The 13,687-nt window shown below is 56.9% G+C and carries 10 protein-coding genes and 2 pseudogenes; 6 read left to right on the forward strand and 6 right to left on the reverse strand.

Going from position 1 to position 13,687, the window contains the following annotated elements:
* The first annotated feature begins 25 nt into the window (after positions 1–25).
* Positions 26–1,186, forward strand: a complete 1,161-nt coding sequence (locus NVV77_RS07790; RefSeq protein WP_295411884.1) for a L,D-transpeptidase family protein — start codon at positions 26–28, stop codon at positions 1,184–1,186.
* Between the two features lie 9 nt (positions 1,187–1,195).
* Complete coding sequence (locus NVV77_RS07795) at positions 1,196–2,893, forward strand: penicillin-binding protein 2 (protein ID WP_295411885.1); 1,698 nt, start codon at positions 1,196–1,198, stop codon at positions 2,891–2,893.
* Here NVV77_RS07795 and NVV77_RS07800 read toward each other — a convergent pair.
* Positions 2,883–3,086 (reverse strand): hypothetical protein, encoded by a 204-nt coding sequence (locus NVV77_RS07800; RefSeq protein WP_295411886.1) that lies wholly within the window; start codon positions 3,084–3,086, stop codon positions 2,883–2,885. The two genes, NVV77_RS07795 and NVV77_RS07800, sit on opposite strands and share 11 nt — an antisense overlap.
* A 46-nt stretch (positions 3,087–3,132) precedes the next feature.
* Positions 3,133–4,059, reverse strand: coding sequence for a cation diffusion facilitator family transporter (locus NVV77_RS07805; RefSeq protein ID WP_295411887.1), 927 nt, complete (start codon positions 4,057–4,059; stop codon positions 3,133–3,135).
* Between the two features lie 390 nt (positions 4,060–4,449).
* Between NVV77_RS07805 and NVV77_RS07810 the strand changes: the two genes are divergently transcribed.
* The 4 genes from NVV77_RS07810 to NVV77_RS07825 all read left to right on the forward strand — a co-directional run bounded on the left by NVV77_RS07810 (position 4,450) and on the right by NVV77_RS07825 (position 10,418).
* Complete coding sequence (locus tag NVV77_RS07810; RefSeq protein ID WP_295411888.1) at positions 4,450–5,280, forward strand: hypothetical protein; 831 nt, start codon at positions 4,450–4,452, stop codon at positions 5,278–5,280.
* A gap of 316 nt (positions 5,281–5,596) precedes the next feature.
* Positions 5,597–6,598, forward strand: coding sequence for an AAA family ATPase (locus NVV77_RS07815; RefSeq protein WP_295411889.1), 1,002 nt, complete (start codon positions 5,597–5,599; stop codon positions 6,596–6,598).
* Between the two features lie 3 nt (positions 6,599–6,601).
* The gene (locus tag NVV77_RS07820) at positions 6,602–9,169 is read left to right on the forward strand and encodes a S8 family peptidase (RefSeq protein WP_295411890.1); all 2,568 of its coding nucleotides are present in this window, start codon (positions 6,602–6,604) and stop codon (positions 9,167–9,169) included.
* A 64-nt stretch (positions 9,170–9,233) separates the two neighbouring features.
* Positions 9,234–10,418 carry a hypothetical protein gene (locus tag NVV77_RS07825; RefSeq protein ID WP_295411891.1) on the forward strand — a complete coding sequence of 395 codons (1,185 nt, stop codon included), beginning with the start codon at positions 9,234–9,236 and terminating at the stop codon, positions 10,416–10,418.
* A gap of 690 nt (positions 10,419–11,108) precedes the next feature.
* Here NVV77_RS07825 and NVV77_RS21910 read toward each other — a convergent pair.
* From NVV77_RS21910 to NVV77_RS07835, 4 genes and pseudogenes are all read right to left on the reverse strand, one after another.
* Positions 11,109–11,486: pseudogene (locus NVV77_RS21910) on the reverse strand (TniQ family protein); the annotation flags it as partial.
* Between the two features lie 81 nt (positions 11,487–11,567).
* Positions 11,568–12,089, reverse strand: a complete 522-nt coding sequence (locus NVV77_RS07830; RefSeq protein WP_295411892.1) for a hypothetical protein — start codon at positions 12,087–12,089, stop codon at positions 11,568–11,570.
* Positions 12,090–12,302: 213 nt separating this feature from the next.
* A pseudogene (locus NVV77_RS21915) lies at positions 12,303–12,797 on the reverse strand (TniQ family protein); the annotation flags it as partial.
* The gene (locus tag NVV77_RS07835) at positions 12,688–13,344 is read right to left on the reverse strand and encodes a hypothetical protein (protein WP_295411893.1); all 657 of its coding nucleotides are present in this window, start codon (positions 13,342–13,344) and stop codon (positions 12,688–12,690) included. The gene NVV77_RS07835 and the pseudogene NVV77_RS21915, both read right to left, overlap by 110 nt.
* Positions 13,345–13,687 lie beyond the last annotated feature (343 nt).

A 13,687-nucleotide genomic window follows, 5' to 3' on the forward strand; every position in this document is an offset into this window, starting at 1 on the left:
TCGCCCCGGCACAAGCCCAGTCCCTTTGGAGCATGATGAACCAGGGAGAGCGCTCACTGACGCCGAGCTTGAGGCCAACAGTGCCGCCGCAATTCGAGCGATCGAAACAGTCGAGCCCATCCTGTCCTACGATACCGCCAACAACCTGCAGATGGCGATCGCGCAATACGAACCCTTCGTGATGGCCGGTGGTTGGGAACAGGTGCCGCAGGAGACCTATGGCGTAACAATGGGCGTGCGGCGCGATGGTGTCGTTCAGCTCAAGCGTCGACTTCTGTCTTCGGCCGACATGGCCATGGTGGATCAGGTTGACGAAGCCTTCGATGGCCCGACAGATGCCGCCCTCCGCCGGTTCCAAGCTCGACATGGCCTACAGGTGAGTGGTCAGGTCGATGAGCCGACATGGTACGCGCTCAACGTTCCTGCGGAGGCGCGTCTGCATCAGCTCCGCCTCAACCTTCTGAGGGTTCAGGCAATGGCCCCAGCTTTGGCCGACCGCTATGTGGTGGTGAACATACCTGCCGCGTTCATCGAGGTTGTCGAAGGCGGGATGGTTCAGCGGCGTCACACGGCTGTGGTAGGGCGCATCGACCGACAAACGCCGATCCTCAAGAGCCGTATCCACCAGATCAATTTCAACCCGTTCTGGAATGTGCCGGTCTCGATCATCCGGCGGGATCTCATCAAATATATGAACGAGAACCCGAATTACCTCACCGAGCAGAAGATCAGGATTCTCGACGGCAACGGCCAGGAGGTGCAGCCCAGCTCCATCAATTGGCAGACCGAAGAAGCCGTGAATTACCGCTTCCGTCAGGATCCCGGCCCGCTCAATTCCATGGGCAATGTGAAGATCAATTTCCACAACCCGCATGCGGTCTATCTGCACGATACCCCGACCAAAGGCCTGTTCGGCGACAATGCCCGTTTCCTGTCCTCAGGCTGCGTTCGCGTGGACCAAGTGCAGGACTTCGTATCATGGGTTCTGCGCGACACCTCTGGCTGGGCCAGCGGGGAGGTCGGAAATGTGTTCGCCACAGGTGAGCGCAAGGATGTCGACGTCCGCAATCCGGTCGAAATCCACACCACGTATATCTCCGCTTGGGCGAACCGTGACGGTGTCGTCAGTTTCCGGGACGATGTCTACGAATTCGACATGGCCGGCAAAGTGACCTTCGAAACCTGAGGCAAAACCATGTTCGCCTCAGAGGTGATTTCAATCGATGGTGCCCGCAAGCAGCGCGGCAGCATCACGAGCAATCGTATCCGTTGGATGGTGGCAGCAATCGTCATCGGCTTCGTCGCCGTTGGCGGTAGGCTCATTCAGCTTGGAATGGTCGAAACGGATCAAAGCATCGAGGGCCAGACGCGCGACGCGATAACGGCTACCCGCCCGCCCATCCTCGACCGCAATGGGCTCGAGATGGCGCTGGATATCCGCGTGCCTTCACTGTTTGCCGAACCTCGACGCATCGTCGACATCGAGGAGGCGGTCCAGAAGCTGCGGACTGTGCTCCCCGACCTCGACGAAGCCTGGCTTCGCAACAGGCTGACGGGGGATCGCGGCTTCGTCTGGATCAGGCGGGAACTGACGCCTGCCATTGAAGACCAGATCATGAGGCTTGGCATTCCGGGTATTGACTTCATTACGGAGTCCAAGCGCTTTTATCCAGCAATGAACGAGGCCTCCCATATCCTTGGCTCTACCAATGTCGACAACCAAGGCATTGCCGGGATCGAACGACAAATGGATACGGAGGCAGTCGCCCTCCTGCAGGAGCTGGGCCCGGCAAGGGGCAATGCGCTCACACCTGTCGAGCTTGGCGTTGACATGCGCGTTCAGCACGCCATGTACAGCGAACTGGAGGACGCCATGACGCGCTATCAAGCGATCGCCGCTGCCGGCGTCATGATGGATATCTACTCGGGCGAGATCGTCGCCCTGGCATCGCTGCCGGATTTCAACCCGAATGATCCTGCTTCGGCGCTGGTCAAGGACACATTCAACCGGGTGACCTCAGGCATTTTCGAAGTGGGTTCGATCTTCAAGACCGTTACGATCGCTGGCGCACTCGACGCGGGTGCCGTAAGCCTGACCGACCAGTTCGATGCCCGTTTCGGGGTCCGTTTCGGCCGCTATACGATCACCGACTTCCGTGGGAAAAACAGGATAATGTCTCTCCCCGAGGTCTACAAATACTCCTCCAATATCGGCACCATTCGCGTCATGCAGGCGATGGGTAATGAGAACTTCCGGTCATATCTTTCCGCGATGGGTCTTGATCAGCGCGTGCCATTTGAGCTGCCTGAAATGCGCCTGCCTTCGGTCAAGAGTGCGTTCTCAGAAGTTGAGGCAGCGACTGCATCGTTTGGCCATGGCCTCTCAGTTTCAATGCTGCATATGGTGGTCGCGTATTCCACAATCGCTAATGGCGGGAACTACGTGCCGCCAACCCTCTACAAGCGCGACCTAGCCAATGCGGAAGAATTATATAGACCTGTCCTCAGCGGGGAGACGAGCCATGTGATGCGTTATCTCATGCGGCTCAACGCGCTTGAAGGCTCAGGCTCGCAGATGAACAAGGCGGCGCTGGGGTATCGACCCGGTGGAAAGACCGGCACTGCGGAGAAGGTTGTCGACGGTCGCTATTCGTCCAGCAAGGTCACTAACTTCTTCGCCTCGGTGTTTCCGATGGATAACCCGCGTTATGCCATGATCATCATGGTGGACGAACCGAAGGCAGAAAATCCGCAGTCTGGAACAACCGCCGGCTGGAACGCTGGCACGATGTCGGGGCGCATTATCCAGCGGGTCGCTCCTATGCTGGGCATTGCACCGGATTTCGCGGAGGCGCTGGACACGGATATGACCCCGGCGGGACTTAGCCAGTGAAAAAGTCGGTGAGTAGATTCACGTTGAGGCTGGCAATGAAGAGGGCGATAAATTCCGCCAGAGCACCAACCCTGGAGAGCCACCGGCCCTGCAGGCTTGGGCAGGTCAGCGGTAACATCACCGACGAAAAAACGGCGAATAATAGCTGAAGACTCAATGCCACCTGAATGAGGACCAGAAGCTGGTTGGGCACCTGCACGGCCCAAACAAATGGTGACTGCGTTCGGCGATGCGCGTCGCTAAAGCCCGTTGGTCCAGGTCGTACCCGGGCGGTCTACCTGAACGGTAACATGGTCTATGTTGTACCGGGATTTTAGCCACTTGGACACAAGGTCGGGCAACAGAAGAGGGTCAACGTTGCCTTTTGGGATGACGTGAACAGTTGCCACAACCGTATCATCCGTCAGTGTCCAGGCGTGAAAATGGCCGGCGTCGTCGATCTCCACCAGGTCTGCAAGCTCTTTTTCGGCGTGGCGCGCGTCGATCCCTCGGGGCACCGCCTGAAGCAAGACCCGCAGGGAGTCTCGTACCAGCGACCAGGATGAGCGTACGACGAGGCCTGCCACGAGAACCGACAGGATAGGATCAAGTAAAGTCCAACCGGTCAGCATGATGCCGATAGCCGCCGCAATAGCGCCCACTGACCCCAGCAGGTCGCCAATGACGTGCAGGAACGCCCCCTTCAGATTGTTGTCGCCTTTGGCGCCTCGCGAGAGAATCCAAGCGCCCGCGAGGTTGACCATCAACCCGATGATCGCGACGATCAGCATCGGGCCTGCCAAAACCTCATGCGGTGCGTTGATGCGGCCAATGGCCTCCCAAATGATCCAGGCGACGAGGAGGAGTAGCGACGCGCCGTTGGCCAAAGCCGCCAGAACGCGAACACGATGAAATCCATAGGTGCGCGTGCTATCTGCCGGCCGCCGGGCCACGCGGTATGCAATCACAGCCAAGAGCAGCGCCGCGGCGTCAGAGACCATGTGGCCGGAGTCGGCGATCAGAGCGAGAGAGCCAGAGAACCATCCACCGACAGCCTGCACCAGCGCATAGCCTGCGGTAAAAACCAAGACAAACATCATGCGACGCTCGTTGCCGCTTGTCACCGCTTTCGCATGGCTATGATCATGGTCGTGACCGCGTTCTGTGTGAGCCTCGCTCTCAGACATTAGACCCATTCCGTTTGTAGCTTTTGCGCATACTCGCTGTCATCGTAGCACTCAACACGACGCCCGAGAATTCGCTTCCGCTGTCGTGCGTGAGAAGGCCGACATCAGTGCGACACGCCCCATAGTAGTCATGAACTAGACACCATCCAGGCTCGAGGGCCGAAAATTGTCATCTAGCAACATGTCAACTGACCAAGCTTGGCGTGCTCGGTCATTGGGCAGACCCGATAATGGATCTAATCTCGATGTTGAGCTGAGCGGATGGTGGCTTCTTCTCGGCTTGTCTGGGGAAGCTGCGGCAGGAAAGATAAAGTTCTATCTATCGGATTACATAGCCGTCAGTTCAGATGCTGCATTCTGCCTCCAAAGGTTTCTAGGGATGCAAAGTTTATGTTCGTGACGCAGAAGGTATCTCTTGCCGTTTTGGTGCTCTTGGTCTTCTCGGCGCCGGTGCTGGCGGTTCAAAAGGCTGGCTCTGGAGCCGAGGGCGGGGAGGGGGCTGCCGTTTCGATTGGCGGTTCCACCCTCGGAGATGCAGCACCGGTTATCGAGGACGCTACGCCGACACTTGCGCTTTCCGATCCTGAGGCGGGTCTAATCGAGGGCGCCGAGACGAACTCAATCGTGGGCGCAGCAGCGCTGTCGCCGGATCGCTGTTCGCTCGCACTGGAATTGCCTGCCGACGGAGAGAAGATCGCAACGCCTAAGGTTGCCGAGGCTGGCGCAGAAAAGGAATGTGTCGAGCGGGTCGATGCGGTGCCGATGATGATGACGTCGTCGGGGGTAGTGCCATTGACATCGACTGACACCGGTTCCGCAACAGCAGACGCCCTGCTTCTACGGCTGGGAGAGCGTAATAAGTCACTGGAAGACCAGAAAGCCAGTCTCGACAAGCAGGCACTCCTCCTCGACGCAGCCGAAAAGCGCATCGCCGAGCGTATTGCAAAGCTCACGGAATTGGAGGCCGGTATCAACGAACTCGCCGGCACACGAGATCGGCAAAGCCAGCAGAAAATCGACGAGATGGTCTCGCTTTACCAGAATATGAAACCTAAGGACGCCGCAGCCGTCATGAGCGGACTTCCCAACGAGGTTCTTCTCAAAATCGCATCGAGCATATCACCTCGCAAAATGTCCGCTATCATGGCGGAGATGGACACGACGAGGGCACAGACACTAACGGTCTTGCTGATCGATCAGACGGCGACAGCGCAACCCTAAAGTCGTCCAGCGGCTCGGTCAAAATTGGTACCAGGCCGCGATCGCCACGCCACCCCGATGGCCGTGACCATGTCTTTCCAAAACCTGCTCTGACTTAGGCTGATCTTGTTCCTTGTTTGTTCCATCGTTATTGTTTTCCTAAGTGATTCCTCTGCACGCTGTTGCAGCGAAATAAATACGGTATCTGGCACTGGCAAAAGCCGCATTGGGTTGACTCAGGCGAGCATCCAAACTTGGCTATAAAGGTAGGTTAGGGTTCGCCGCTGCCTAGCTCGTCGTATTAATCCAGCAGGCATCTGAGAAAGGAGAGTTCGAAATGTCAGCAAAACAGTTCATCGCCCTCCTCAACTCTCATGTTGCCGGCAACGAGGAGCAGTTCCTCACGATCGCCCTTCAGATTGCTGCCCAGGAAGCTCGTCAGGGCAATGCCAGTGATGCTGAGAAGCTCAAGCAACTGGTCCAGTCGGCCCGCCAAAAAGGGCGGTCTGTTCAGGAGCGAGGCCAGTCGGTAATTCCATTGGCGCGTCCGCGGGGTGAGCTTCAGGAGATAGTAAGCTCCAGTTATCCCAAGACCCATCTGTCGGGCATGGTCCTTTCCGAAGGCGTTCGGCTGCGCCTCACCAAGCTCGTGAGGCAGCAGAAGGAAAGGGCGACACTGCGCGACCATGGCCAATCGCCGGCTACCCATCTCCTTCTCGTCGGCCCACCGGGCACCGGCAAGACGATGACGGCATCGGCACTCGCCGGCGAACTACACCTACCGCTATTCGTCGTTCGGCTGGACTCTGTATTCAGTCGTTTTTTCGGGGAGACGGCTACAAAGCTGCGTCTGCTATTTGACCAGGTCAATCAGACGCGCGGAGTATACCTCCTCGACGAGTTCGACGCGATCGGGTCGCGTCGCAGCGACACGAACGATGTGGGTGAGATCCGGCGCGTATTGAATTCGGTTCTCACCTTCATGGAAGAACCTAACAGCACCGACAGTCTTGTCATCGCCGCCACAAACCATCCGGAAATACTGGACAAGGCTTTGGCGCGCCGATTTGACGAAATCATCGAATATGACATGCCGGATGCTGAAGCCGCTAGAAAAATCCTGAACCAACGACTGGGCAAATTTAAGCTCAAAACAAGTCAATGGCTGGAAGTCGCTCCATTGACAGATGGCTTAAGTCAAGGCGAACTCGTTAGAGCAGCAGATTCGGTCATCAAAGATGCGATTCTGGAAGGCAGTTCGAGTTTGTCAGTGGAGGCGCTCAAATCGTCTCTTCACGATCGGCAGTCATTCCGGAGTCGTTTTACCTCTATCCGGTAGTGAATGGCGCAGGACGACGATTTTAGTTCACACGACTATCCTCATGTCCGCATTGAGCGTTTTCTCACGTCCGCTCAGTATGTCTATCCTTCATCGGCGAGAGACGAGCCCGATCTGAAAAAGGACCCCGTGCAGCACTCGGCGTTCCTAATTCAGCAACTGGCGGCAGCGCTGGGCGCGATCCCGCCGCCAGCTGTAGATGAGCGGGTCGAAATTCCGGGCCACGTAAAGGGTGTAAACGTCGAGATCGAGACCACAGCTCCGGACAGTGACCGCAAGGGTCCTGCAAAGACGCCGAACCTCGACTTCACCGCTCAAAACATCAAGGTCCTTCAGTCTTCGCGAAACGAGGACAGAAGTGAAACCGCTCTGGTTTTTGTGCCAGACGAGGCAAGACAGTTCCTAAGAGGCCGGATCCTGGCCTATGGCGCACCTGTCGTAGGAAATCGGAAGCGGCCCGAGGTCGACCTGTTCGAACCGATCGATGACGTGCGGCCAGCGCCCGCCCATAGCTTATTCCTGGGCGCTATAGACTTCACGGAGCAAGCCCCGTTCTGGTGGGAAGTATGGATTAGCCCAAAGAGCCACGCGCCGGCCGTCTGTTCTGCCGCGAGGGTCGCTAATCTCGTCGTTCACGACCAACGCCAGAATTTTCCGGAAATGAGCGTAGCCTATATCAGGGCTAGCGCTGGCGCACTGGTAACCTTCTTGCAACGCATTCCTGGTCTGGTCTCCGAGGTTCGGAAAGCGACCGGCAACATCGCGCCTTTTTTGGAGCTAGGCGGCCTGACAACGCAGCATGAATGGGTCGATGACCTGGCGAGACGTCTGGTTGTCCCAAATGCGACGTTTCCCACGGTTTGCGTCCTGGACTCAGGTATCAACGCAGCCCATCCCCTCATTCAGCCAGGGCTAGCCGGCGCGTGGACAGTCGATGACGACTGGGGCACCGATGACCACCATCCCCATGGAGGCCATGGTACACCGATGGCAGGAACTGTGCTGCACGGTGACCTCTTTTGGCCAATGAATGGTACGTCGGAGTCGGTATTGACCCACACCGTCGAGTCCGTAAAATTCCTCCCACCCATGGGTTTCCCACCCACCGAACCTCCAAAGTATGGAGTTATCACCCAGGCGGCAGTCGCCATCGCGGAAATCGAGCGGCCTGAGACTGTTCGCTCGTTCTGCATGGCGGTATCGACGGCCGAGTTTCCTCCCAGCGGCCCATCGAGCTGGAGCGGTGCAATAGACCAGATCGTCAGTGGATCTATGCCCGGCGACCATCAGGAAAATGTAGAGGCAAAAGATTTGCCGAAACGAATGTTCATGGTTGCCACTGGAAATCGTGCCGGTGGAATGAAGTCCCAGGTGCTGACCCACCAGTCTCTGGAGGACCCGGCGCAAAGTTGGAACGCGCTCTCGATCGGTGGATATACGGCGAAAGACGTGGGCCCAGTCGACGATATAAGTCTCACCCCGCTCGTTGGTGCGAACCACAAAAGTCCGTTCAGTTGCGGTTCCCAAACGCTGCCGACGGACCTGACGCCGATCAAACCCGAGGTCCTTTTCGAAGCCGGGAACATGGTGGTGGATTTAGCAGATTACTGCGATTGGCATGAAGCCGTGTCGCTTCTCGCCACCGGAGCCGACATCGTAAACGAGCCACTTGTGCCATTTTGGGCGACCAGCGCTGCTACCGCCGTCGCCGGCAATTTTGTGGGACAGTTGAAGGCGGCGCTGCCCGGATTGTGGCCGGAAACTTACCGGGCGTTGATCGTACAGTCGGCCGAGTGGCCAGAACCCATCAGGTCGAAGTTTATCGGGACAGGCGCGCACTGGCGCACCGGGAAGACCGGCAGCAAGGCGGCCAAACAGTCTCTTCTGCGCGACGTGGGTTACGGTGTGCCCAACCTGGCGAGAGCCATAGCGTCTGCTAAGAGCGATGTGACGCTGATGGCGCAGGCCGACATCCAGCCGTATGCGATGGGGAAGGGCGCGCCCGTTTTCAACGAGATACACTTCTATGACCTGCCGTGGCCACGTGATGTCCTCGAGGGCATGGAAAATGCCATCGTCACCATGAAGGTCACCTTGTCTTATTATATCGAGCCAAACCTTACCGGCAGGGCAGCCACCAGGCCCGACACGTACCGGTCTTATGGGTTGCGCTTTGCGCTCAAGAAGCGCGGAGAAACCCCCGAGCAGTTCCAGGCCCGACAAAGCTTGTACGAGGACGAATACGCTGAGGGTGACGGCGGCGGCGTAAAGGAGCCAAGCTATTGGCTTCTCGGTCCAAAGGCGGTTCAGGCGGGGTCGCTGCACTGCGATCTTTGGCGTGGGCACGCCATTGATCTTTCACTCCATGATCATCTAGCAGTTCATCCCGTTGGGGGGTGGTGGAAATCTCACATGGGGCAACAGCGGTACGAAGACCGCGGCCGTTACGCATTGCTGATTTCGCTGACAGCAGAGGATCATAGCGTTGATCTCTATTCAGAAGTCACCGCTGCGGTTGACGCCCACATTGCTGCCCAGACCGCTGCCGAGATTGCAGCCAGAAGCACCTAAGGCTGTTGCCAGAGTTGGCCGAGGCTTTGCCGCAGCCTCCACTTGACAATACGGATGGCGCGCCTTGGCGATAACGTTTGAGAATTTGGCGACGACAATTCCTGGCTGGGTGGCGAACATTCATCAGCGCCAGCCCCTAAGCTACGCCTATCGATCCGGGAATTCCTTAGTCTCGATTTACGGCGCCAATGCCGGCCTTTTTGGCCTTAGCAGCGGATTGACGGTTTCGGAGAGAACGGACGCTGACCTAAACGCCTGGGCGACGACGACCTTTGCAGGACAGGATCTTCGCCCGATGCAACGCCAGCCGGGTCATGCTGTCCAGGGAGTTTGGCGGCCAGGGCTTTACTACACAGCGCAGGTCAATCAGGCCTTAGGCGTTACCGACGCCGATAGGCTCTCCGCAGAACAAGCTCTTCACTTGCTCCTCGAGCGTCTTTACGACCTATTCCTATACGTGCAACCAACAGCGCAAGGGCTACAGAGTTTCGGTCATAAGAGCCGCGAGCTCCTGATCCTGGCGGCTACCGAAGTGGAGAACTATTGGCAGCGGCACGCGCGCGACGCCGGCCTCACGGGAAATGGCGGTCGCAGTCTAAAAACCACGGACTATGTAAGGCTCAAGGAGCCGCTCTTCCCCGCCGAGTACGAAGTCACCCTGACGCCATTCGCGTCACTTGCACCAATAAGGCCATTTGCGTCTTGGTCGGCCCAGAACCCCACACAATCGCTGCCGTGGTACGACGCGTACAATAAGACCAAGCACGATCGGGACTCTCACTTTAATGATGCATCCGTCGAGCGATGCATCCAAGCAGTTTGCGCCGCAATCATCCTCTACTGTGTCAGGTTTGGCCCTTTTTCGTTGGTCGAAGGGACTAGCATCACGTCGTCCCAGTTCAAGCAGCTCTTTTCCATCGCGCTCGCGACGCCGGACACCACATCTTTCTACATTCCAAGCATCGACCTGACGGACCGGCGCCCTGACCTTGTCTGTGGTGATGGGGGTGGTTCTGCCATGGGTGACGGATCTGCTAACTCTCTAATTGACGGCGACGTCTACTGTAGACCATCGAATCTACGCCCAGAGCTGTTCCGGATCAGGTACGTCGCCTGCATGGTGGGAAGCCGTAGGCTTACCCAATTTCCGACATCTGGCTTGGCCCGTCGGCTCCCCAACAATGGCATCATCCGCGTAACTGATGAGTTTTGGCAATGTTTGCCTCCCGTCATGGAAAAGAAGCCATAACGCGGAGCCGCGACTGCTCCATGTACTTTGCCTATAGCGGCAGGGCTCTGATCGCCCTAGGCCTGACCTCTCCAGGTGAAGGCTGACCATATCGATGGCAATGTCGACAGGAACCCCAAGACGTTCTGCGAGGACAAGGCTGGCGTGAGGGTCTGCGATCTGCGAACCCCAAGCAATCTTCAGTGCTTCAGCAATTCGTATGGCGAATGGATGCGATGGGGGCAAATCTTCATCGACAAGCCATTCCCCAAACCAACCAAGGCCGTCAAGTGACCGTCTGATTACTCTATCCCCTGGTGCCTGCTTGAACGACGCCACAGATGCTCTCACAATCGACTCCAGGCCACTAGAGGAGAGAGCCTCCAATCCGAGTTCCATTGCCCCATTTCTCTCATCGACTGAATCTGCGGATCCTGGGGCGAACTTGCTGAATCCAAACATCGACATCAGCCCAACGTTCTCGATTAACCGAAGCGCAAAGCCGAGCTTTTGGTTTTCAAGCTCTATGGGTTCATCGCCGGCTGACAAAATGCCCAAACGTCTCGCCAGCCATAGCTCCAGCCGGGTACACTCAACCTGGGAAGAGGACATTTCTCTGATGTCATCTTTGCAGTCCGGACATTGGCCTAGACGAGTGTCATCCCATTTGTAGCGCTTACCACATGAGCAAGATTCCTCGAGCACGACGCCGTGCGTGGGGCAGGTGGAAAAGATATTAATTTCCCACCATTCTCGAAGGAAACGTTCCTCTTGCAGGCAACATGGGCATATGCGCCTCCGATGAAGGTCTATGACCTTTAGTGGCAGTTGGTGACCACACAGCCTAGCAGAGTTTCCCTTGCGTTGACGTGGTCCCCACCTAAGGTCACCAACGGTCACGCCCAAACGCGCTGCCGTACCGGCTAACGTCTCCCATCCAAAGGCCTCCCCCAGACGCATTAAGAAGCCAGCGCATGATTCACCGGAGTGAGGCTGAATCTTGGGAAACGTCGGCATTTTATGAGCGTGAAGCTCTGCAACTCTGCCGGCTCCCAAATCCGCTCGGTCGTGGTTATTATCGGTATCCATGACACCTGCTTTAAGGCACTATTGTCACAGATACGTCTCCATTTTCCTTTGCATTTGAGTGGTTTAGCCCACTTGACGCGACTATTTCGCGATCGTTTCCGCGGCGCTCCTGACTCGATGAAGCATATCGTGTCTGATGAGCAATCCGGCCTCATGCTCCAACAAGCAATCGATCGCATCCGAAAGCTTTAGGTGATCAACGACGACCTTGGATGGCAGACCGAAGGAGTTTGCCACAGGCGCTACAGGCACATAGTCCATTCGTTGCAGATCGGTTACGGGAACTCTGAGATAGTGCGTCAGACTCTCCTTTAGAGCCCGCGAGAATTCCACATAGAGCGGCAGCAAGAAACTGAACTCATCTCCGAACCAGCCTAATAGGTCGAGTGGTTCTTCCGGGAGTGTTCGACCCGTGTGCTTTTTGAAACCGTCGTAACACTCCAACACGATACGATCGAGAGTACCATTGTCGAGGATGTCAAAAGCTTCTTCTCGTCGAGCCTGGCGCCGATCAAGCTGTTGGAACAACATCGGACGGTGAGGCGAATAGCCAAGGGCCAATAGCACCGCCAAGGCCTCAACCAAGATCACGGCCTCACGCAAACCGACTGCGTGAAACAGCGAGTGGGGTCGTAAATGAGGCCTCGCAACTCCAATCTGCTCCAGGCACCAAAGTTCAAAACCTGCAGGTCGGCGTAGCCGGCGGGGGAGGTCCCGATCATCTCCTTGCCGCGAGCAGGCTTTACAGCAACCGAGCGACGCGTCGTCCCACGTGAGCGTAGACCCACATCCACACTCATCCACAAGTTCCAGGTGGTGGACGGAGCAAGAAGAGAAAATGTCGAATTCCCACCACCACTGCATGTAACCTTCTTCTGAAATGCAGGCGGGGCATACCCTGCGCCGCCGAGATATCAGTGAAGACCAAGGCAATCGGTATGACCCGAACCCCACTACGGTTTTGTGTGACCGCTGGAGCGCCATGTCCCTGAGTACGTCGGGCGAGATCTGTACGGCAGTGGCCAACAAATCAATGTCAGTGCCACTTCTAATTTGAGGCGCTGATGATCCGATGGCCTTGCAAAAGCTCACCATCGATGGCCAGCCATTGGTATCGCAAAACCTTAGAAGGAAAGCGTTGAGTGTCTCTCCCTCCCGTGGATCGATTCTAAGCGGCGGTCTCCACAATGGCTTCGAGGCATCAGACATTGTATCGAGGCTCAAGCGAGAATACGCCAGGGTACTCCACCAGCGCTGGCTCATTCCCGGTTGTCCGGAAAACGTTGTCTTCGTGCGCAACTCCCATGGCATCACGGAGTGTCAGGTATAGGATGTTCATGTCGACCATCCCGGCCTTGTGAGCGACCGCATATTTTGCGCCAAGCTGTAAGAGCGCGCTCACCAGCCCCGGCCGTCCACGAGCGTACGAGTGAATCCGAATGGCTACGCGCCACTCTAGTAAGTCGGTTGGTCCACCAAAATCTAACTCCGCCACCAGCTTCCGGAGGAAGCTCATAAACGGCGGCTCTTCCGCATCATCTTCACAGTCCTCCGGCCGGGGAGGAGGTGGCAGTGACATCACCTCATAGACCTGTTCTTTGAGGTCTTTGAGAACGTCGCTCACAATAAGATTCTTCGCCAGCTGCTGGCCGACCACCATCACCTCGGTTTTCGTAGTCTTACAGATGCTAGCAAGGAGTCCTTGTGCCGAGTTTTGATCCGGCCGGTTCATTGCATGGGTCAAATAGTGCCCATCGTCAAAGATAATGAGATGGGTTTGCTGCCCTCTAAGGTGCTTGGCCAGCAGATTGACAAGGGCAGGGCCCGTGGCAGTTCTCGGTGCCGGCTCCTTGGTCACCGCGTGGATTGTGTCCTTCAGTAGTCCCTTGAAGGTGGGAGCCGCCCCCCACCTGGATCATAACAACGGGCTTGTGGTCCGACCTCCCCCCAGGGACGCTCACATAGCTGGCCGAAGCCAGGTCATCCTGTTCGTCTCCCTCGGTTATCGTGGGAGAGTAGCTTTTATACTCGCCACCTACCGATTCTGCGTAGCTTTCAAGGAAGGCCTCGCAAGCCAGTGTCTTGCCGATTTGGGATTCGCCATAGATCAAACCAACCATGCCGTTCGGTCTAGTTCGAAAGCTATCAAGTGCCAGAGATATCCTTGCACCAATAGCTCGATGGGATGCCGTGGCGACGAC

The sequence above is a fragment of the Devosia sp. genome (genome assembly GCF_024707125.1).
GTDB lineage: Bacteria > Pseudomonadota > Alphaproteobacteria > Rhizobiales > Devosiaceae > Devosia.